The 22,505-nt window shown below is 33.5% G+C and carries 19 protein-coding genes; 8 read left to right on the top strand and 11 right to left on the bottom strand.

Annotated features, from left to right (window positions below):
- The first annotated feature begins 67 nt into the window (after positions 1-67).
- On the top strand, positions 68-1,459 hold the full coding sequence (lpdA, locus tag AABL85_RS13665) for a dihydrolipoyl dehydrogenase (protein ID WP_006257123.1): 1,392 nt from the start codon (positions 68-70) through the stop codon (positions 1,457-1,459).
- A gap of 149 nt (positions 1,460-1,608) precedes the next feature.
- On the opposite strand, the gene purB is transcribed toward lpdA, so the two are convergent.
- Complete coding sequence (gene purB, locus AABL85_RS13660; RefSeq protein WP_341310463.1) at positions 1,609-2,958, bottom strand: adenylosuccinate lyase; 1,350 nt, start codon at positions 2,956-2,958, stop codon at positions 1,609-1,611.
- Between the two features lie 621 nt (positions 2,959-3,579).
- Between purB and AABL85_RS13655 the strand changes: the two genes are divergently transcribed.
- Both AABL85_RS13655 and AABL85_RS13650 read left to right on the top strand, forming a co-directional pair.
- Positions 3,580-4,692, top strand: a complete 1,113-nt coding sequence (locus AABL85_RS13655) for a hypothetical protein (protein ID WP_341310462.1) — start codon at positions 3,580-3,582, stop codon at positions 4,690-4,692.
- Between the two features lie 81 nt (positions 4,693-4,773).
- On the top strand, positions 4,774-5,904 hold the full coding sequence (locus AABL85_RS13650; protein ID WP_341310461.1) for a hypothetical protein: 1,131 nt from the start codon (positions 4,774-4,776) through the stop codon (positions 5,902-5,904).
- A gap of 48 nt (positions 5,905-5,952) precedes the next feature.
- On the opposite strand, the gene AABL85_RS13645 is transcribed toward AABL85_RS13650, so the two are convergent.
- The 5 genes from AABL85_RS13645 to AABL85_RS13625 form a co-directional block, all read right to left on the bottom strand.
- Positions 5,953-6,798 carry a DUF2911 domain-containing protein gene (locus AABL85_RS13645; protein WP_286413979.1) on the bottom strand — a complete coding sequence of 282 codons (846 nt, stop codon included), beginning with the start codon at positions 6,796-6,798 and terminating at the stop codon, positions 5,953-5,955.
- Between the two features lie 243 nt (positions 6,799-7,041).
- A complete protein-coding gene (locus AABL85_RS13640; RefSeq protein WP_341310460.1) occupies positions 7,042-9,027 on the bottom strand; it encodes a protein-disulfide reductase DsbD family protein in 1,986 nt (661 codons plus the stop codon).
- Complete coding sequence (gene tilS / locus AABL85_RS13635) at positions 9,024-10,343, bottom strand: tRNA lysidine(34) synthetase TilS (RefSeq protein WP_341310459.1); 1,320 nt, start codon at positions 10,341-10,343, stop codon at positions 9,024-9,026. The genes AABL85_RS13640 and tilS overlap by 4 nt, the downstream gene beginning before the upstream one ends.
- 177 nt (positions 10,344-10,520) lie before the next feature.
- Entirely contained in the window at positions 10,521-11,576 is a 1,056-nt protein-coding gene (locus tag AABL85_RS13630; RefSeq protein ID WP_286413985.1) for an RluA family pseudouridine synthase, read from the bottom strand.
- Positions 11,577-11,594: 18 nt separating this feature from the next.
- Entirely contained in the window at positions 11,595-12,230 is a 636-nt protein-coding gene (locus AABL85_RS13625; RefSeq protein ID WP_286413987.1) for a PASTA domain-containing protein, read from the bottom strand.
- A 124-nt stretch (positions 12,231-12,354) separates the two neighbouring features.
- Between AABL85_RS13625 and AABL85_RS13620 the strand changes: the two genes are divergently transcribed.
- Both AABL85_RS13620 and coaD read left to right on the top strand, forming a co-directional pair.
- Positions 12,355-13,335: a D-alanine--D-alanine ligase gene (locus AABL85_RS13620; RefSeq protein ID WP_341310458.1), complete on the top strand. Its 981-nt coding sequence runs from the start codon at positions 12,355-12,357 to the stop codon at positions 13,333-13,335.
- Between the two features lie 11 nt (positions 13,336-13,346).
- Complete coding sequence (gene coaD, locus AABL85_RS13615) at positions 13,347-13,799, top strand: pantetheine-phosphate adenylyltransferase (RefSeq protein WP_286413989.1); 453 nt, start codon at positions 13,347-13,349, stop codon at positions 13,797-13,799.
- A 57-nt stretch (positions 13,800-13,856) separates the two neighbouring features.
- Here coaD and AABL85_RS13610 read toward each other — a convergent pair whose 3' ends face one another.
- The gene (locus tag AABL85_RS13610; RefSeq protein ID WP_286413990.1) at positions 13,857-14,465 is read right to left on the bottom strand and encodes an NUDIX hydrolase; all 609 of its coding nucleotides are present in this window, start codon (positions 14,463-14,465) and stop codon (positions 13,857-13,859) included.
- Between the two features lie 7 nt (positions 14,466-14,472).
- Between AABL85_RS13610 and pyrE the strand changes: the two genes are divergently transcribed.
- The gene (gene pyrE / locus AABL85_RS13605) at positions 14,473-15,114 is read left to right on the top strand and encodes an orotate phosphoribosyltransferase (RefSeq protein WP_286413991.1); all 642 of its coding nucleotides are present in this window, start codon (positions 14,473-14,475) and stop codon (positions 15,112-15,114) included.
- 23 nt (positions 15,115-15,137) lie between these two features.
- Entirely contained in the window at positions 15,138-15,530 is a 393-nt protein-coding gene (locus AABL85_RS13600; RefSeq protein WP_286436808.1) for an SRPBCC family protein, read from the top strand.
- A gap of 76 nt (positions 15,531-15,606) precedes the next feature.
- Here AABL85_RS13600 and AABL85_RS13595 read toward each other — a convergent pair whose 3' ends face one another.
- The 4 genes from AABL85_RS13595 to AABL85_RS13580 all read right to left on the bottom strand — a co-directional run bounded on the left by AABL85_RS13595 (position 15,607) and on the right by AABL85_RS13580 (position 20,500).
- A complete protein-coding gene (locus tag AABL85_RS13595) occupies positions 15,607-16,359 on the bottom strand; it encodes a hypothetical protein (RefSeq protein WP_286413994.1) in 753 nt (250 codons plus the stop codon).
- A gap of 425 nt (positions 16,360-16,784) precedes the next feature.
- Positions 16,785-18,320 carry a lectin-like domain-containing protein gene (locus AABL85_RS13590; RefSeq protein ID WP_341310457.1) on the bottom strand — a complete coding sequence of 512 codons (1,536 nt, stop codon included), beginning with the start codon at positions 18,318-18,320 and terminating at the stop codon, positions 16,785-16,787.
- 8 nt (positions 18,321-18,328) lie between these two features.
- Positions 18,329-19,843, bottom strand: coding sequence for a hypothetical protein (locus AABL85_RS13585; RefSeq protein ID WP_286436806.1), 1,515 nt, complete (start codon positions 19,841-19,843; stop codon positions 18,329-18,331).
- A 3-nt stretch (positions 19,844-19,846) separates the two neighbouring features.
- Positions 19,847-20,500, bottom strand: a complete 654-nt coding sequence (locus tag AABL85_RS13580) for a hypothetical protein (RefSeq protein ID WP_341310456.1) — start codon at positions 20,498-20,500, stop codon at positions 19,847-19,849.
- Between the two features lie 612 nt (positions 20,501-21,112).
- Between AABL85_RS13580 and AABL85_RS13575 the strand changes: the two genes are divergently transcribed.
- Positions 21,113-22,504, top strand: coding sequence for an RtcB family protein (locus AABL85_RS13575; protein WP_341310455.1), 1,392 nt, complete (start codon positions 21,113-21,115; stop codon positions 22,502-22,504).
- Position 22,505 lies beyond the last annotated feature (1 nt).

The raw sequence follows: 22,505 nt of genomic DNA, 5'->3' as shown, positions 1-22,505 counted from the left end.
TTGAAAGTTTCAATAACAGAAATAAATGATTATTTTCGTAGCATAAAATATAGAAATATATAGATATATGAAATTCGATATTATTGTTTTAGGAAGTGGCCCTGGAGGTTACGTTACTGCGATTAGAGCTTCTCAGTTAGGTTTTAAAGTTGCAGTTGTTGAAAAAGAAAATTTAGGAGGTATCTGCTTAAACTGGGGATGTATCCCAACGAAAGCTCTTCTTAAATCGGCACAGGTGTTTGAGTACCTTAAACACGCTTCTGACTACGGATTGACTATCAATGGTGATGTAGATAAAGATTTCAATGCTGTTATCGCACGTTCTCGTAACGTAGCTGAAGGAATGAGCAAAGGAGTTCAATTCTTAATGAAAAAGAATAAGATCGAAGTTATCGACGGATTCGGAAAAGTAAAACCAGGTAAGAAAGTAGACGTTACTGACAAAGATGGAAAAGTAACTGAACTATCTGCTGACCATATTATCATCGCTACAGGTGCTCGTTCTAGAGAGTTACCTAACTTACCTCAAGATGGTAAAAAAGTAATCGGATACAGACAAGCACTAACATTACCTCAACAACCTAAGAAAATGATTGTTGTTGGTTCTGGAGCTATTGGAGTGGAGTTCGCTTACTTCTATAAATCAATGGGTACTGATGTAACTATTGTTGAGTTTATGCCAAATATCGTTCCTGTAGAGGATGAAGATATCTCAAAACAATTTGAGCGTTCTTTAAAGAAAAATGGTATCAACATTATGACTAACTCTTCTGTAGAGCGTATAGATACTACAGGTGAAGGAGTAAAAGCATATGTAAAAACAGCTAAAGGTGAAGAGGTATTAGAAGCTGATATCTTATTATCTGCTGTAGGTATCAAAACGAATATCGAGAACATCGGATTAGAAGAAGTAGGTATCGCTACAGATAGAGATAAAATCTTAGTAAACGACTTCTACCAAACTAACGTACCTGGATACTATGCTATCGGTGACGTAGTACCTGGACAAGCGTTAGCTCACGTGGCTTCTGCTGAAGGTATCTTATGTGTTGAGAAAATCGCTGGACACCATGTAGAGCCATTAGATTACGGAAATATCCCAGGATGTACTTATGCTACTCCAGAGATCGCTTCTGTAGGTATGACTGAGGCTAAAGCGAAAGAGGCTGGTTATGAACTTAAAGTAGGTAAATTCCCATTCTCTGCATCTGGAAAAGCAAAAGCTGCTGGTACTCCTGATGGATTCGTTAAAGTTATCTTCGATGCTAAATACGGTGAGTGGTTAGGATGCCACATGATCGGAGCTGGTGTTACAGATATGATCGCTGAGGCTGTAGTTGCTCGTAAATTAGAAACTACTGGATACGAAATCCTTAAAGCTGTGCACCCACACCCTACTATGAGTGAGGCTGTGATGGAAGCTGTAGCTGATGCTTACGGTGAAGTAATCCACTTATAAGAATTAGATTATTCAATATATAGAAACGGGCTGCCTTAGGGTAGCCCGTTTTTTATTTATCTATTCTAGAAACAGTGTTCTAATCATTAAATAAAAAAACGAGTCTTTCTTTCGAAAGACTCGCTTATTCATTTTATTATAAATTCTTATTACAGAATATCTACTCCTAAATAATTAGCTGGTGTGATTGCTTTAAGTTCAGTTTTAATCGCATCAGATACATTTAACGTGTCGATGAAATTATGCATTGATTCTTTATTAATCACTGTATTCGTTCTAGTTAAATCTTTTAAAGCTTCATACGGATTAGGGTATCCTTCTCTTCTTAGGATAGTCTGAATAGCTTCTGCTACTACAGCCCAGTTATTCTCTAAGTCTTGAGCAAACTTATCTGCATTCAGCAATAACTTATTCAATCCTTTTAGTGTAGACTCAAATGCAATAAGCGTATGTCCAAAAGGTACTCCTACGTTACGCAATACTGTACTGTCAGTCAAATCACGTTGAAGACGTGATATCGGTAACTTAGCTGCTAAGTGTTCAAAGATTGCATTAGCGATACCTAAGTTTCCTTCTGAGTTTTCAAAGTCAATAGGATTCACTTTATGAGGCATAGCCGAAGAACCTATTTCTCCTGCCTTAATCTTCTGTTTAAAGTAATCCATCGATACATACGTCCAGATATCTCTATCTAAGTCTATTAGTATCGTGTTAATACGTTTTAATCCATCGAAGAATGCCGCGAAGTGATCATAGTGCTCTATCTGTGTAGTTGGGAAAGAATGCTTAAGCCCTAAAGTCAATTCTACGAAGTCAGTTCCAAACTGTTTCCAATCTTGTTTTGGGTAAGCTACATGATGTGCATTAAAATTACCTGTAGCACCACCAAATTTAGCTGCAAAAGGTACTTGCTCTAATAATGCTAACTGCTGTTCTAGACGCTCCACGAATACGTAAATCTCTTTACCTAGACGTGTAGGAGAAGCAGGCTGACCATGCGTACGTGCTAACATAGGTACATCCTTCCACTCTATGCTTAACTCTTTTAATCTATTGATAACCGTTACTAAAGATGGTTTATACACATCCTCATACGCTTCTTTAGTCAACAAAGGTATTGAGGTGTTATTAATATCCTGAGAAGTTAGTCCAAAGTGAATAAACTCTTTATACTCTTCTAACTTTAGAATATCAAATGCGCTTTTCAGAAAATACTCTACTGCTTTCACATCGTGATTCGTAGTTTTCTCCATCTCCTTAATCCACAAAGCATCTTCTGTAGTAAACTCTTGATACAGTTTACGCAATTCAGGAAAGATAGAACTTGGGACATTGGCTAATTGAGGAACATTGTGCTCACATAGAGAAATAAAGTACTCTACTTCTACTAATACTCTGTACTTGATTAATGCTTCTTCTGAGAAATAATTAGCTAGTGCATTGGTCTTACCTCTATAACGCCCATCGATAGGCGAAATAGCATTTAATTCTGTTAGCATATTTTAGATTGTGTTGTTAAGACACAAAGATAAAGCATTCGATATAGAATCAAAATAACTTAAATAAAAAAGATAGTTGATAGTAGGTTTGTTTTTTTGTGAGGGTGGTTTTCTGTGATAGTGTTTTTCTGTTGTTTGCCTACGGCATAGGGTAATAGGAATTAGAGATATGGTTAATTGACAGTTCACGACTTCACGATTTCACGACTTCACAAAAAAACAACTTCATAGAAACAAAAAAAGATAGCTCATTAGAACTATCTTTTCTTTATATATTCAGCTATAATACTTCATAAATCAGTATTTTAAGCACATTCTTAATTAAAATTACTTGCTCCACTCTCTTATAGCGTCTTTATTGTTCTTAAGATAAAATATCTCGATAATTACATCTAAATCGATAGGCCTAAGTATCACTTCAAAAAGAAACCTTCTTATTATAAACTCTCAATATTCTAACTAAGTCATAAACACTGATAACACATTTAGCCTTAAAAAAATATAACTAATAACTTATCATAACTTCAAACTAAAGCAACATACAATAAATTAACAAATAAACAGATTAATATAAATCAATTTAATATATTTACAACTGCAATTTTATTTAAACTGTAAAAAATGATAGCTAATAAACTACTTTTATCAATTCCTCTACTTTTAACTTATGTATCATTTGCACAAGTAGGAATCAATACTAATTTGCCATTACACCCTTTACACGTAGATCCTAAAAAAAATAATACTGAACAGTTAACTGCTGAGCAGACAAAAGATGACTTTGTAATCACTAAAGATGGGTATGTTGGTATTGGGACAATTACCCCTAATGCAACAGTTGATATCGCTTCGGACCCTACTAATTTAACTAAAGTAGATGGATTAATCCCACCAAGAATAACAGGAGATCAATTAAAAGCTAAAGAGCAATTATACAATATTGAACAAGCTGGTTCAATATTGTACATAACAAAAGCAGTTACAGCAAGCTCTCCTAAAACTAAAAATATTAACAGTGAAGGTTATTACTTTTTCGATGGTAATGTATGGTTAAAATTAGGAAGCATAACAGCTGATAATGGAGTAAATATTGATAATAACACTGTAAAGTTAGGAGGAGCATTAAGCCAATCTACCACTATCTCTACTAGCATTCCTACTCCTTTAAAAATAACAGGATTAAGCAATCCTACTGCAGGTGAAATAACAGAAAACGTCATAATATTAGACGATGGTACCTTAATGAAGCTTAAACCTGATCAAATATCTGGTAATCTTGCAAAAACAATTTATATTCAAGGAACTGATGAACTTACTGTAAAGAATGGGGAAAGAGGAAAAGTACCTGGATTACAGTTTACATATACAGCTACTGTTAAACAAACTCTTTTTTTTACAGTAACAGGTTATACTTCTAAACCTGGAGGAGGAACTGTTGGTTCTGGGCAAGGAGTATTTGAACTCTATCAAGATAATGTAAAGATATCTTCTGCTTATGCAGCTATTGCAGATACTCAGAGTGGAACGGTTGCAACTAACCTTGTTAACTTACCTATTCCTGCAACGTTATTGAAAAGTGTTACTTTAGATCCAGGAACTTATACATTTCACGTATCATTTGCTTCATGGAGAGCAGATTTAGTTATTAATAAAGTTCCAACTAACTATGGAGGATATAACAATGATGCAGAATCTATGTTAACAAAAATGAATGTGTTAATTTATAACAACTAACATTTAAAAAGTTCTCCTACAACATATAAATTTACAATTTATATAAGAGAACATTCTTTTTATGTATTAAAAATTAAACAAATGAAAAGAAATAAGACATTAACGATACTATTTTTTATTTGTGCATATAGTTATGCACAAGTTGGTATCAATACAACTCTGCCCCTTCAGCCTTTACACATTGATCCTAAAGAAAATAATTCAATAAATATTGGATTAGAACAATATAACGATGACTTTATAATTTCAAAAAACAATGGTTCAGTCAGTATAGGCACTCATTTACCTAAAGCGACTATAGACATTATGGCTGAACCAACTAATACTTCTAAAATCGACGGTTTATTATATCCTAAATTAACTGGTGATCAACTAAAAAGTAAAGACGAAATATATAAAATAGAACAAAAGGGTAGTATCGTTTATGTAACTGATGCTGTAACTGTGCAATCACCTAAAACTGAAAATATAACAGCGGAAGGTTTGTATTTTTACGATGGTGATAAATGGCAAAAAATAAACAATGTTACTCAAGTCTCTAATGGACTATCTAAAGACAATGATGATATAAAACTTGGAGGAGTATTAACTCAGCCAACTTCTATTGAAACAAATTTAACAAATAAGTTAAAAATAACTGGATTAAGAAATCCGGATGCTTCAACTAAATTTGAAAATCTAGTCATCGATAACACAGGAACATTAAAGAAATTACCTACAGAACAAGTATCAGGTAATCTAAATGGTACTATATATGTTCAAGGAACAAATGAGCTCACAATAGCTGACGGCAAAAGAGCTAAAGTCCCTGGAATGGAATTTACCTATACTGTACCGAGTAAACAAACCCTTTTCTTTACAATAACTGGTTATGCTTCAAAACCTGGTGATAATACAGTTCAAGGTTCTGGTCAAGGCGTATTTGAACTATATCAAGACAATGTAAAAATATCTTCTGCTTATGTAGCCGTTGCAGACGCAACATCAGATAAAACATCTGGTAACAGTAACACTAACTTAACCAATTTACCTATTTCATGTACTCTCCTTAAAACTGTAGAGCTACAGCCAGGAACATATACTTTTCATGTGTCAATTGCTGCTTGGAGATCAGATCTAATTGTTAATAAAATCCCTACAAATTACAAAGGATATAATAATGATTCTGAGTCTATGTTATCAAAAATGACGGTGCTTGTTTTTAACAATTAAACTAGTTCCACAAAATAAAAGCGAGTGGTTTTAGTACCACTCGCTTATTTATTTACTCCACTCTCTTATAGCGTCTTTATTGATCTTTATATAATCAAGGTTATTCGCTTTCTCTGCTAACTCTAATGCCCATTTGGCAGTTTCTACAGCAGCTATTTTATCTCCCCCTTTAGCTTGGATCTGTGATTTTAAGCGTACGAAGTAGTACGGTATTTTCTCCCCTGATTTTTCTATAGCCTTATTTACCCAATCTAGAGCTTTTACAAGATCTTTATTCGTTAGGTAGTAATATTCTGCTGCACCATAGTAGTCAACGATTGTAGGCCCATCAAATGTCTCTTCTATACTTTGCATTGCCAATTGATCTGTTGGTACTTTAAAACGGATAGGCACAACAGTTTTCTCCCACATAATCTCTAAGTCCGCATAGTCTATGTTCACATTATTCACTGCTACAGTTAATGTCTCAAACTTGCGATCAGAACCAATAGGTTTAACCTTAGTCGATAAAGCTACTTTACTCTCGTCCCATTTCTCTGGTAATCCCCAGTTATTCGTATCTGCATAGAATATTACTTCCCATTCTTCTACTTTAGGAATAGTAAATAATGCATACGATCCTTTCTTTAATTTCTTACCACCGATCTCTACATCATTACCAAAAGTAACTACCGTATTCATATTCGCTCCTGTTCTCCACATTCTTCCATAAGGAACTAAATCACCAAATACTAAACGCCCTCTCATATTCGGTCTTGAGTAATCAATTTTGATATCTGTAAGTCCCACTACTTGATGTGATTCTGCTTTTGTACTTGTAGGTGGAGTGTGAACTTGTGCTTGTGTACACAGTGTAAACAATGCAAATGATAATGCAACTAAACTTCTTTTCATTTTTCTTAGCTTATTTTATACGCTCTAATTAATCATCTAATATTCTGAAGAATACATCCTCTATTATTGATTAACAAAAGGTACTTAAATTAAATATTGTGTTTTGCTACCCTACTTTAGAAGGTTATCAAATGTATTAACTTTCTTGTTAAAATTAAATCAAAACACCTGTGTTTTTTTATACTACTACCATAAAAAAAGCCACGTGATATCACGTGGCTTATCTTAAAATATAATCGTAAGTTATTTTACTTTATTAATACCGCTTTCTAACCATGCTTTATAGTCTGGTGCATCTGGCATATAACCAACAGCTTCATTTAAGCGATTACCTTCTTTATCTAATACGATATAATAAGGCTGTGCATTCGCTTGGTAATGTTTCATTTGGAAATCACTCCATTTATTACCAATCGTTTTTATTTTCTTACCTGTAGTTTCAGAAATATACTGTTCACTCTCTGGTAATTCTTTCTTATCATCTACATATAATGAAATTAAAACAACTTCATTTTTTAAGATAGATAATACTTCTGCTTCTGACCATACATAATCTTCCATCTTACGACAGTTTACACATGCAAAACCTGTGAAGTCAAGTAAAACTGGTTTATTTACAGACTTAGCATAAGCCATACCTTTTTCATAATCTGTAAAGGCAATAATATCATGTGCTCCTAGTTTAGCTCCGTCTGGAATAGCAGTAGCTACTCCTCCTCCGTTACCGCCTTTTCCTCCTACACCATAAGGACTTTCTGAATATGTCATTGGTGGAGGGAAACCTGAGATAATCTTAAGTGGTGCTCCCCATAGCCCTGGTATCATATAAATCGTAAATACAGATACCAATAAAGCCATAAATAACCTTCCTACTGATATACTATCTGTAGGGCTATCATGAGGTAACCTGATCTTTCCTAATAAATACAACGCCCATGCTCCAAAGATAGCAATCCAGATCGCTAAGAATACTTCTCTCTCTAACCAATGTGCTTGTAGAACAAGGTCTGCATTAGATAAGAATTTAAACGCTAAAGCTAACTCTAAGAATCCTAAAGATACTTTCACAGTATTCAACCATCCTCCTGAACGTGGCATAGAGTTTAACCATCCTGGGAACATAGCGAATAACATAAATGGCAATGCTAATGCTAGAGAGAACCCTAACATTCCTACGATAGGTGCTATACCTCCTTTAGATGCTGCTTCTACTAATAATGTCCCTACGATAGGTCCTGTACATGAGAATGACACTATAGCAAGTGCTAATGCCATAAATAAGATACCTACAATACCTCCTCTATCTGCTTGTGAATCTACTTTATTAGCCCATGAGTTAGGTAGCATAATCTCAAATGCTCCTAAGAATGAAGTAGCGAATATCACTAACAATAAGAAGAAGATAATATTAAAATACACATTCGTAGAAAGTGCGTTTAATGAATCTGCTCCAAATATTGCAGTCACTATCGTTCCTAATACTACATAGATAAGGATGATAGATAATCCATAGATAATTGCATTCTTAATTCCTTTCGCTCTAGTCTTAGACTGTTTAGTAAAGAAACTCACTGTCATCGGAATCATTGGGAATACACATGGTGTTAGTAATGCTGCAAATCCTGATAAGAATGCCAAGAAGAAAATAGTAAACAATCCTTTTTTCTCTTCCTTCGTATTCCCCGTAGTAGTTACTGTTGTATCAGTTGTATCACTTTCTTTTTTAGTATCTACAGCAGTAGTTGCTATGTCCTCAAAGTTCTTTACTTCCTTCGTTTCAAGTGTTTTTAAGTCGTAAACAAATAAATTGCTCTGACTAATACACATTTCATCACATACCTGATAAGCTAATTCTACTTGGATAGTTTCCACAGCAGGATTAGTTATCTTAATGTCTTGAACTAATTTAGCAGAGTCTACGAAGTAGATTTCATCCACACCAAAAACGTCATTAAATGAAGTCTTTGTCTCACTCTCCTTTGCTTTACCTTCTAATGTATAATTACCTTCTTGATTATTATAAATAAACTCTAAAGGCAGCGAACCTCCTTCTGGGTTATATTGGGAGTATAAATGCCAGTTCTTTTCTATTACAGCATCCCAAGTAATGGTGTATTCTGTATCAGACTTTTTCTCAATTTTAGATTGCCATTTAGCAGGATTAGTAATCTGAGCCTGAACTGATATAAATGACAATAAAAAAAGTAGCAAATAAGCTAATTTTCTCATAGATTAATTTGAATTTTAATAATGTTTGTTGTTGTATCTTTTATCTTAAATCGTTCATCCATTCGACTACCGATAACCCATACAATCTTATTTTCTGAACATAAAAGCCAAGTATTCTCTTTATCAAAAAGACTATACTTCTCATCTTTAAAGAACTTACTCACTTTCTTTGTTCCTTTCATCCCAAATGGGATAAATCTATCTCCACTTCGATATTTACGTATAGTCAATGGAAAAGTCAATAAATCTCCATCTACATAAATGGTCGAAGCATCGCTTGTTAACTGTTTTTCTTCATAAGGTGTTATACTAATCGTTAGTGGTTGGGTTAATGTTTGTTTGTTCTCTAAAAAATATATTTGTTCTTTATTCTCTATTTCTTCTGAAAGAGGTTTTATAATAAACTCTCCTCTATTCTTCAACAGTACATGAGTAGATGAATAAATCATTTTTCCCGATGTTCCATTAATTAAATCTTCAATATCAGACCAAGCCGTAAATCCTAATGGAGATAACCACTTATACAAATACGCCTTTGGTGAAGAAAGACTTTTTAACTTCTCTAAGTTTATACTTATCTTCTCACCGCCATGTTCGGTAACTACCTGACTGTAATAATATTTGCTAGCATCTTCACTCAAATCTACTGTCTGTTGCAAATATTCTATTGTCTGTAAAAAAGACTGACAAAAATATTCATTCGTCTCTTTTAGAAGTGGCAATATATTCCTACGAATTTTATTACGCAAATATTTTGTCTGACTATTTGTTATATCTTCTCTCCAAGTAATATTATTCTCTTCTGCATAATGGGCGATATCCTCTCTAGTAAATGGCAATAATGGTCTTCTGATATAGCCATTTCTAGCAGGTATTCCCAACAATCCTTCTATACCAGTCCCTCTAGATAAATTAATTAAGAACGTCTCCATTGAATCATCTAAATGGTGAGCAGTTAACAGAAAAGTCTTTCTCTGTTGTGCAGCTAGTTCTCTAAACCAATCATAGCGCAATTCTCTAGCTGCAATTTGTATAGACACTTTGTTCTCTATAACATACTGTTCTGTGTCAAACTCTGCTACAAAAATGGGTATACCTAATCTAGCACCGAACTCTTCTACAAATCTTTGATCTTCATTACTATCCTCTCCCCTTAAATGAAAGTTACAGTGTGCTATAGTGATATCTAATCCTATTTTATGACATAAGTACGCTAAAACAATACTATCTATCCCTCCGCTTACTGCTAATAATAACGGTTCTTCTAATAACTCTTTGAAGTTATTCTCTATATGTAATTTAAACTGATTAAACATCTTCAACTAAAGTCAACAAAGTAACTAAAATAATTTAATTACTTTCCTTCTATTTATGTTTTTTTAACCTAGATTAAAGCTTTTTTCTCCTTTTTTAAATGATTTTTTAGGACAACTTAAAAAAAGAAAAGAAAAAAAGCCTCATCATTAGATGAGGCTTTGATATATTAAAACAGACTACAGTCCATCTACTTTATTTCCAAAATTAGAAGCTTGAGCATACGTTCTCCATTTCTCTATACACTCTATCATATCTGTAGGTATCTCAGAGTTAAACCTCATTCTTTCTTTCGTGATAGGATGTGTGAAACCTAAAGTCTTAGCATGTAAAGCCTGTCTAGGCAAAACAGCAAAGCAATTATCTACAAACTGCTTATACTTCGTGAAGGTCGTTCCCTTTAGAATCAAATTACCCCCATAACGCTCATCGTTAAACAGTGTATGACCAATATGTTTCATATGAACACGTATCTGGTGTGTACGACCTGTCTCTAGACGGCAAGACACTAAAGTTACATACCCCAAGCGCTCAAGTACTTTATAGTGTGTCACAGCCCATTTACCCATACTTTCATCATCAAAGGCTGCCATCTGCATTCTATCTTTTACATGTCTACCGATATAACTCTCTATCGTACCTTCATCCTCTTCTACATTTCCCCATACCATAGCGATATACTCTCGCTCAGATGTCTTCTCTGCAAACTGCTTTTGAAGCTCAGTCATTGCCCATTCAGTCTTTGCAACAACTAATAATCCACTAGTATCTTTATCAATACGGTGGACCAACCCTGGTCTTTCACTACTATTTAGAGGTAAATTCTCAAAATGATAAGCTAAAGCATTTACTAATGTCCCAGTATAGTTACCATGTCCTGGGTGTACTACTAGACCTGCTGGCTTATTCACTACTAATAATGAATCATCCTCATATACTATATCAAGAGGAATATTCTCAGGTATTATAATATTTTCGAATGGTGGTTGTTTCATCAGCACACGCACCACATCATTTGCTTTTACTTTATGATTTGATTTTACAGGTACATCATTTACAAATATGTTACCATTAGTAGCAGCTTGTTGTATTTTATTACGTGTAGCGTTCTCTACTAAGTTCATTAAAAACTTATCCACTCTTAAAGGAGCTTGTCCTTTCCCAGCTTCAAATCTATAATGCTCAAATAACTCACCTTCTAAGTCATCGAACATTTCTACATTATCTTCTTGCATTAATCTTATTTAAATCTTTTAAAAATCAAATTCACTAGAATTACTAGAGTTGCCATTAGCATCTTCAATAGCTGGTGCAACATCCAGTTCCTCCTCAGAATAGCCAGCTCTACCATCTCCTAAAACAAAATCAATTCTAGAGTCTTTCGCTATTTTATCACCTTCATTTAAAACCTTTCCTTTTTGGTAAACTTTAAGAACTACATCTTTCCCAATAAAAGTCTGATATGAAATAGTTCCTTCTTTTAAACCTAATGACTTAATAGTCGCTAAGGCCTGACGGTAAGTTAACTCTTCTAGTTTTGGCAATTTTACATTACCATATCCAGATGCATTAATCTTTACATATATCTTTCTATTTGTTTTCACTCCTGTCTTAGGAGCTGGGTCTTGCTCTACAATGCTTAATGGAGGAAAGTCTTTATCATAGTCAAGTGTATCTAACACAACCATGTTCAACTCATTCTTCTGTAACAATTGTAATGCCTGATCAGTATCTAGCTTAATCAAACTTGGCACTTCTATTTTTTCACCGTGATTAGTTGTATGTGCTAACCATCTAAGTGCTAATAATACACCTAGTATAACGATTACGACAGCACTCGCTAAGGAAATAAAAAAGGCTCTACTTTTTAGAAAATCCATTAATTTCATATCTACTTATTTTGAGCAAAGATATAAAATCGAAAACATTTTTTGTTTCTATGTTTTATTATAAATTTGTTTTGAACAAATACAAAGTAGTAATTTATACTAATGTATTAAAATTTAGCTCTATATGAAGCACGTAGCAGTAATTATGGGGGGATATTCTAGCGAATATAAAATCTCATTGACTAGTGGTAAAGTGGTATGCGAAACACTAGACCGCTCTAAATATATTCCTTATCCAATACATATTTTTGAAAACAAATGGGTGTATGTAGATGAAAACAATGATGAATTCCCTATTGATAAAAATGACTTTTCGGTAAACTATAAAGGCAACAAAATAACCTTTGACGTTGTATTTAACGCTATACATGGTACTCCTGGAGAAGATGGACTAATGCAAGCTTATTTTTCTCTAATCGGAATGCCTCATACTTCTTGTGACTACTACCAAGCTGCTTTAACAATGAATAAAAGAGACATGCTTTCTGTCTTAAAACCGTTTGGTATTAAAACTGCAATATCTTATTACTTAAATGAAGGGGATGTAATCAATACTGAAGAAATTATTCAACGTGTTGGGTTACCTTGTTTTGTAAAACCAAATAGATCTGGTTCTAGCTTTGGTATCTCTAAAGCAAAAACTACAGAAGAATTAATTACTGCCATAGAAGTAGCTTATAAAGAAGATAACGAAATTATAATCGAAAGCTTCTTAAATGGTACTGAAGTATCCGTAGGCGTTATTGACTATCAAGGAGAAATTAAAGTATTACCTATGACAGAGATAGTTTCTGAAAATGACTTCTTTGATTATGAAGCTAAATATTTAGGTAAGTCTCAAGAGATAACTCCTGCTAGAATAGATGACAAAACTAGAGACAGAGTTGCTGATATAGCAAGTAGAGTATATAAAATATTAAATATGCAAGGCTTCTCTCGCAGCGAATTTATCATTGTAGACGGTGTACCTTTCTTATTAGAAATGAATACTGTTCCTGGATTAACAAAAGAAAGTATTTTACCACAACAAGCAAAAGCGGCTAATATTACCTTAGCTGATTTGTTTGACAACGCAATTGTTTTAGCTTTGCAAAAAGCAAATTAATTTTAGATACTATGAGAAGAGCAGTCTTGCCAGGTTCTTTTGATCCTATTACCAATGGCCATTATGATATTATCAAAAGAGCATTACCTCTATTTGATGAGATTATTGTTGCTATAGGAGTAAACTCAGATAAAAAATATATGTTTTCACTAGAAGACAGAAAGCGGTTTATTGAAGAAACATTTAGAAATGAACCTAAAATTAAAGTTGCTACTTATGAAGGCTTAACTACAGATTTTTGCTTTAAAGTAGATGCACAGTTCATCCTAAGAGGGCTAAGAAATCCAGCTGACTTTGAGTTTGAAAAAGCAATTGCACATACTAATCGCTTCTTAACAAAGATAGAAACTGTCTTCTTGCTAACAGCAGCTAGTACATCATTTATTAGCTCTAGTATAGTAAGAGATGTTATTCGCAATAAAGGAGACTATTCTAAACTAGTCCCTCCTACCGTAAAATTCTAATCTAGTATAGAATCAAAAAAAAGCCTATCTAAATAATTTAGATAGGCTTTTTTTGATTTATTTATCTTTCAATATTCCTAGCTCATCTATAAGCAACTTAATATTCTCATACGAGTTATTCATTGCTTCTCTAATCTGTTCTTTATTTAACCAAGCTACTTGTTCTATATCTTCTTCTATCTGCCCCACTAATGGTCCATCAAAAGAAGAAGTCATTTCATACCACGTAGTAATTTTTAATCTATACTTACCATTTCGCTTAAATATATGATATGTCTTAGGCAACTTACGCACTATCTTTAGATTAGATACACCTGTTTCTTCTTCTACTTCACGTATAGCCGTTTCTTCCATTTCTTCTCCTTTCTCTATTCCTCCTTTAGGTAAATCCCACTTGCCACCTCTAAGAATAAACAGTACTTCTCCTTTAGGATTAAAGACCACTCCACCACCTGCTTTTTGCACAGGAATTTTCTCTTTTATCTTCTTTAAGATCTCTTTTTCATCAGGATGATATAAAAAAGCCTTATCAATTTTATTTTGAAAATATTTAATGATAATTTTGTCAATATCGACACTATCTAATAAGAACAGTTGAAAATCGGTTTCTTTCTCGATTTTATCTGTTAAGAACAATGGTTTGTCGTTTACAAAAACTTTATACATTTGTATTATGATTTTTAATAAAGAAACAGCACACAAAACTGCCGAGTCACTTCTGCAAATTAACGCAATTAAATTAAATCCTAAAAATCCTTTTACTTGGGCTTCAGGATGGAAATCTCCAATCTACTGTGATAACCGTATTACATTGTCTTATCCAGAGATACGTAAATTCTTACAAAAAGAGTTTGCTGAGAATATCGTAGCTAAATATGGCAAACCTGATGTTATAGCTGGTGTCGCAACTGGAGCTATAGGTATTGGTCTTTTAGTAGCTGAAGCATTAGAATTGCCTTTTGTATATGTTCGTCCTGAGCCTAAAAAACACGGAAGACAAAATCAAATCGAAGGACAATTAGAAGCAGGTAAGTCTGTTGTGGTAATCGAAGACCTGATCAGTACTGGTAAAAGTAGTCTACAAGCTGTAGAAGCACTAAAAGAAAACGGAGCTAATATCTTAGGGATGGCTGCTATCTTTACATATGAATTCCAAGTAGCGGAAGATAACTTTAAAAGCGCTGGTATCGAACTTACAACACTAAGTAACTACACTTCTTTATTAGAAAATGCTGTAAATCAAAAATACATTTCTGACAGTGATCTAGAAACACTACAAGAGTGGAGAAAGAATCCTTCAGAGTGGAATCAATAATAATATCCTAAATACTAGAATATATGAACTTAGAAAGTCCAAAAGTAACCGTTGCTAAATCAGCTGAATATATCTTCAACGCTTTGACAGACGTTAAAAACTTCGAAAAGTTAATGCCTGAATCAATTGCTAAGTTTGAAGTTACAGGAGATGATTCTTTTATATTTGCACTTAAAGGAATGCCTGAAATCAAATTAAAACAGAAAGATCAAACTCCTAATTCTAAAGTTGTTCTAGGGGCTGCTAGTGATAAACTTCCTTTTACATTAACTGGAAATATTACTGAGATAGATGCTAATAACTCTGAGATACAACTTCAATTCGAAGGTAGCTTTAACCCAATGATGGCGATGATGGTAAAAGGTCCTATCGGTAAATTCATTGAAGCTTTAGCTGGAAATATGAATAAATTATAACATAAGAAAAGAGGAATTTACTAAGTGTAAATTCCTCTTTTTATTTTTAGATGTTCACAATAGAATCTTTATGCTCTTATTTGAACTCCACTTTATACTCTAATACTTTAGGATTAGCTATAATATCAGACATAGAGAATTTCTTTTCAAAAGATTTACCATCTTTACTGATTACAGCATCCTCATAAGATACAGACTTAATCTTCTTGTCAAAACTTGTTTTTAGAACATAAGTAAACATCGCTTCCATTCCTCCCATCTCATTAGCTTTCTTAGCTTCTTCAGTATCTTTTACACTAACCTTTCTTTCGAATTGTTTGCTGTCTAGGCTATACTGACTTTCTACTAATAAAGGTGGTTGTTTTTTCCCATTTTGCTTCTTATCTAATTCACTTGTTTTATCTGTTATTTTATTGATATTTATAAGTGATTGATTTAAATCTGCTACATCCTTTGCTATCACTTTTAAATTAAAATCAGCCAAAGAGTCTTTCATATTAATCATAAAGCGCACATTCTTAGTATTATCAAACAACTCTTTATTCGCTTTAATGATACTATCTTTCTTCTGTTCTCCGTTCTTTTCTTTCAACATCGCAAAGTCAAGTATCTGATCTATACTTAGCTCTTGTCCACTAATTAATTCTAACTTCTCGGCATCTCCTTTAAAAATAGCATTCTTATCAGGCACATTTTGCAATAACTCTTTAAAGTCCATTTTAAAGGTGTAATCTACAGCCCCACTATCCTTCACATACAGTTCTTCCTTCGTCACACATGACTGAAGTGATAAGCTCAATCCTAAAAGGAATAAATAAATCTTTTTCATTTTTTTTATTTTTTTTGATACACAAAGGTAAACTTTTAAACCACTGAAAAAATATGAACATAAAAAAACAACAATAAATCGATCTGACTTATTACTGTCTTTAATAAAGTATACTTTATTAAACTCTTATTAATTCAAACGTTTTACAGAAAAATAAGATACAGGTCCTAATCCTGAATTACCAGCACTAAGAGCTTTAACAATCAATAAATAATATTTCTTAACTAAATGAGTCTTGCTAACCAAGAATATTTATAACAGTATAATTTGCAATACTTATATTTAATATAATTGTGAAGATTAGAAATCTTATACAAATAAAAAATCCTCAAAAGCATATGTTTTTTGAGGATTTTTTATAATATTAATTTCACTAAGTTATAAAGTCCACAACTACTTAAAAAAGTATAAGTATATAGGTCTTTTTAATTAGTTTTCTTAATTCCTTTATTAACAATAAGACTTGGATAAAGATCAACTCCCGTACCTTTTTTTACAAAATTCAGAGTAATAGCAGCCGTTCTAGAGCGATACTCTTCAATACTTATATCTACGCCAGTCGCCGGTTTCAAATTCTTGATATCATAGTAAAAAACATAAGGTGTGTCTCCTACAAATCCTTCTTCTGGAATGAAACTAACTTCCCCACTATCTTTGTCATAATTAAATGTTCCAATACCAGGTTCATTTAACACATAAGGATTAGGTGTTAAGACCACTTGCTTTGTCACTGGATCCATCTTTTTAAATCTAAATGAAGCTTTATCTAAATACAATACTGACTTTATAGGTGGATTCAAAACAGAATAGACATTACTATTGTACCCAAATGCAGAATACAATGGTTTAAAAACATTTTGAATATCAGGTAGAACTCCATAATAGGTCATATCATTTGCTACAGGTGAAAAAGGTAGACTCAAAGCAATATTTCGAATATGTGCACGAATAGAAGCTGCTCCAGTAGAACCTGTAAAAGCCATTTTTAAACTTTGAGGAACAAGGATGTCAAGACTTCTACGTTCTGAATTTTTATCAGTTACTTGTTCTATATAATCAATCTTACCAGCCTTAGGAATAAAATAGTTTTTAACAACCGTTGATTTAAAATCTCCATGAAGTACATCAACCGAAATGAAAAAACCATCCTCACTGTTAACATCATCAATACCTGGAACTAATGAAATAACAATTTTTCGATATCCTACATCTCCAATACTAACATTTGCTTTTCCACTTCTAATATCAAAACGCTGTCCTTCAAAACCTCGTGATTTTATCTCAACAGCACCTGTAGTTCTATTTAAAAAATAATTCTTATTCTCTACAGTATTAATAGCAAAAAGAGCTGGATAACCATCATACTGAGAAGTAGGACTATAAGGCCCTCTCAACACAACGTAATTACCTTTAGCATCGTCAGTCATAAGACCATTTCTAATCTCATCCTTGTTTTTCATTATGTTTTTATAATTCCCATATAAATCCAATCCCAAACCAAGAAAACCTTTAGAAAAACCTAATTTTGAATTCGAACTGGTAAGGTGTTTACGAGGAGCATACCCTAAAGCTCCCCCTTTGGCTCCCATAGTTGGATTGGCCTCTGATCCATCATATAATACCATGGCGATACCATCACCATATCTCGGTTGAGCAGAACCAGAATCCAAACCAAATTCAAATTCCAATATAAAACCTTTTTCTGTAGTAAATTCTAAATTATCTAAAGCTACACCAGCATATTGTTCATAATTATCTATCAACTTGATTCCATCCTTAGTAAACGTAATCAATCCAGGTGAAGGTTTATCTTTAGTACTCTCTCCTAATATTTTAAAACCTTCTGAGGTCTGCCCTGTATTAAAGTAAGGAAATTTATTTTTCTGCCCAAAAGCTAATTGACTTACCACTAACAACATGATACAGTAAAATAACTTACTGTACTTATATAAATTCTTCATATCCATAACTAAATAGAATTACCATTTACCATTAAAATATCGTTGCAATTCACTCCAAACGTCAATCTTACTGTTCCAGTATTAGATCTAAACTGCTCACTTCCTAAATTAGTACCATCAGATAACACTTTCTCTTTATTTCGTATCGTAAAAAAAACCTGATCAGAAACAGGCATGGCAACACCTTTTTTAGGTGTAAAAACAGCTTTCTTTGTTGCTGGATTGTACTCATAAGTACCATAATTAGTAGTTGCAATATATGGTTGAGCTGTATCTTCATACATACCATTAACTAATGTTCTAAACTGAAAACTATAAGCATCTAATAAATCTGACCTTCCTAAATCATGTATATCTCCTTCTCCTTGATATTTATTGTTGTCAAACCCAACACTATTAGCCAAAATATCAATTTCTGTAGGTACATCTTTGCAAATATCAGTTAAGAACAAATCTCTTATCGATGGTGAAAAAGGCATGTATAAACTCAAATTTCTAACAATATGTCTTTGTGTATACGTTCCTGTGGCAGCAGCAAACCCTATTTTAAAAGTTTTAGGAGCTAACAAATGTAATTCTGCTAATTTATCCTCAGATTCTCTAACACTTATTGCCTCCATATAATTAATCTTACTATCATCAGGTAAAAAGAAATCATTAATAACTCTATCTTTTTGATCTTTATGAAGAATGTCAACGGACATAAAAAAACCTTTTAATCCTTCTTTTTCACCAGGTAACATTGATATTTCTACTCTACGATAAGACGGATGTCCATAAGTAGCTGCGATATCATTTTCATTCTCGCTAATACTCTCTCTTAATTTAAAACTAAAAGGTGTTGCCTGTGGAGCTTTAGGTTTTACATTATACTTACCTGTGGTAAAATCAAGCACTGCACGAGATTCAAAATCTTCAGTACTTTGAGTGATTAACACAGGATAACCTTTTCCTTGGTCTCCTTGTCCACGAATCGTTACGTGATTTTTTGCTTCTCCAGACTTTCCTCCTGTTAGTGTATTATTATCCACTCCGTCTCTAATTCCATTTCTATATTCTTCAGATGAAGCACGACGAAGCTTAAAATTCCCCCATACATCAATACCTACAGCCAAAAATCCTTTACTTAATCCACCATCTGATGTAGTAGGTTTTTTATAAGCATATCCCAAACCTGATCCATCAGCCCCCATCTTAGGAGATGTTACTACTCCATCAAATAAAACTAATGACAAACCGTCTGCAAACCCCCTTCCGCCTGTCATTATATAATCAAACTCAATAATAAACCCACGGTCAATAGTAAATGCCATATCATTTAAATAAAACCCACGAGTTAAGTTAGTACTCGAAGTAGTTAAAGTAGCACCATACTTATCAAAAGTTACTTGTCTATTAGGGTTTAGTTGACTAAATTCCTTCCCATCAGTCAATGTACTCTGATATGGAAACTGAGCCAATAACTTAGTCTGACAAAATAAGAACAATGTCAAACTAATTATAAGTATAAAACTCTTCCTCATATCCTATTTTTTAACAATAATAATATTCAAGTAAGAAGCTGCTGTCAACTTTCCAACATTAGCTTTATAAATTAAATAATGTTTGCCATTAGCATCAGGACTTTCTATTCGAAGAGCACTAAAAGCTGTTTTATCAAAACCTATTATCTCAAATTCTACCTCATCAGCACCCCACAAATCAACTCCCCCTCCAATATGACCATTATTACCGATTTGTTTTACATACTCATCATATAAAGAAATCTTCTGTTCTGTAGCATCATACATCTTAATAGGAAATGGAGGCATATATATCCATTGTCTAGTAGGAGCAGCATTTAATCCATCCCACTTCTCACCGTTCCAAATCTTTAGACCCGATGATATTGTACTTGTTCCACCACCTACGTGATACACTTGTAATCCTATGTGTTCTTTTCTATTCTCAGGAGTCTCGGTCTTAACCATAGGGGTTAACTTCTTAATATCTGTCAACATCACTCTTGGTAGCATAAAACCTTTGCTTCCTGTAATATTATCTGCATCTGCCGATTTAGATTTCACATCTACCAATGCTCCCTCTATTGGCATCGTACCCCCACCAAGTACCACCTGCCCGTAAGACAATCCAATATTAGTTCCTACTAATATTCCCATTAACAATAACATTTTTTTCATTTCTTAATATATTTTCTTTCTTTTCACAATAAAACACAATTAAGCAACAGTATGCAAAATCAGAAACAAAAATAATAATAAATACAATTAATTTAACAGAAAATACAAACAAAAAAACCTAAATACGAAAATACAAATCACGTTATGCGATTTAATATTAATTTAATTACAAAAAACACTTTTAATTTCATATTCTTTAACAAAAAACAATATAACACAACACATTTACTAATCGTAAAAACATCATAAACAGTTAATTATCTAAAAACACAATCTTTTCCTTGCACAATTCAAATATTTTACTGAATCTTTGCAACGAAATAAAGTTTAACTATTAAAAACGAAGAACAATGTTTGTACTAAATTATACTTCTACATCATTCGCATCAGCAGGGATTGCTGGGGTGTGTCTTCGTGCTACTTTTATCTAAAATATCTAAATTTTACATATAATAGAAAAGCCCGAAGATTGATTCGGGCTTTTTTTTGTTTATTCCGGACCCTTAACGAGATTAACCCCGAATTGACTGATAGATGCTAAAGATCTTCAGTAAAAATCAAATCAGTCCTATTTATACGGATTGAGCATTTAGTCAATTTAAATTTTACATCATGGGAAGGAAACTTTCTGGGAAAGACTTTATTAAAATAGGTTTTCCTCAAAATAATACCATAAACATCGCCTTAGGGCAAGTAAATAGATATAAGAAAAAAGAGAATAAAAACAGCATACTTGAAGAAGCTAAACTTGTACTACAGAATCCTGAATCTTTTATGGGAGATGGTATCTGGGGAAAAGTAGCAGAGAGTATGATCAAACAAGTAGAAGTCAAAAAACATCAACTCAATACCAATAGAGTTCCGTTCTCTATTTATGGGGAAGATGCTATTGACGAACAGACGAAGTATCAACTGTTCACTGCTTTAAAACTACCTGTAGCAGTACAGGGGGCACTAATGCCTGACGCACACTATGGATATGGTTTACCTATAGGCGGGGTATTAGCTACTGATAACGCAGTTATCCCTTATGGTGTTGGAGTAGATATAGGCTGTCGCATGAGTATGTCAGTCTTTAATTTACCAGCTAATTTCCTAAAAGGTAAAGACCATCAGTTACTAAACATTTTGTCAGAACACACTAAATTCGGTATGTATGACACACATAAAGTAAAAGCTGACCACGAGGTATTTAGTAGAGATGAATTTAAGAATATCCCCTTTGTCAAAGGTTTATTAGACAAAGCCTATAAACAATTGGGAACATCAGGTGGTGGTAATCACTTTGTAGAGTTTGGCATCGTCAGATTGACAGAAACTAAACCTGAGTGGAAACTTGAGCCTGGAGAATATATTGCAGTTCTTTCACATAGCGGATCTAGAGGATTGGGGGCAAATATCGCCAAGCACTATACCTATCTTGCGACTAAACAATGTCCCCTACCAAGCAATGCTCAGCATTTAGCTTGGTTAGACCTCAACACACATGATGGACAAGAGTATTGGCTAGCCATGAATCTTGCAGGAGATTACGCAAAAGCTTGCCACGATGATATACACCGTCGCATTGCTAAAGCATTAGGTAAGCAGATAGCTTTCACCATAGAAAACCATCATAACTTCGCTTGGAAAGAAGTGATTAACAACAAAGAATTAATTGTTCACCGCAAAGGGGCTACTCCTGCTGCAGAAGGACAATTGGGAATAATACCTGGATCTATGACTACTAATGGCTATATAGTCGAAGGTCTGGGAAATGCAGAGAGCTTAAATTCTGCCTCTCATGGAGCAGGACGCCTACACTCACGCGCGGCATGTAAACAGAAGTTTACCAAGAGTGAGATTAAAAAAGAACTTAGTTCTACTGGCGTACAGCTTATAGGAGGTAGTGTAGATGAAGCCCCAATGGCTTATAAAGACATCAACGCAGTAATGCAGGCTCAAAGCGAATTAGTAAAAGTATTGGGAAGCTTTACCCCAAAATTTGTAAGAATGGATAAGTAAT

This window comes from Myroides odoratimimus (genome assembly GCF_038039805.1).
Taxonomy (GTDB): Bacteria; Bacteroidota; Bacteroidia; order Flavobacteriales; family Flavobacteriaceae; genus Flavobacterium; species Flavobacterium odoratimimum_B.
This window is presented reverse-complemented; position numbering and strand designations above follow the sequence as displayed.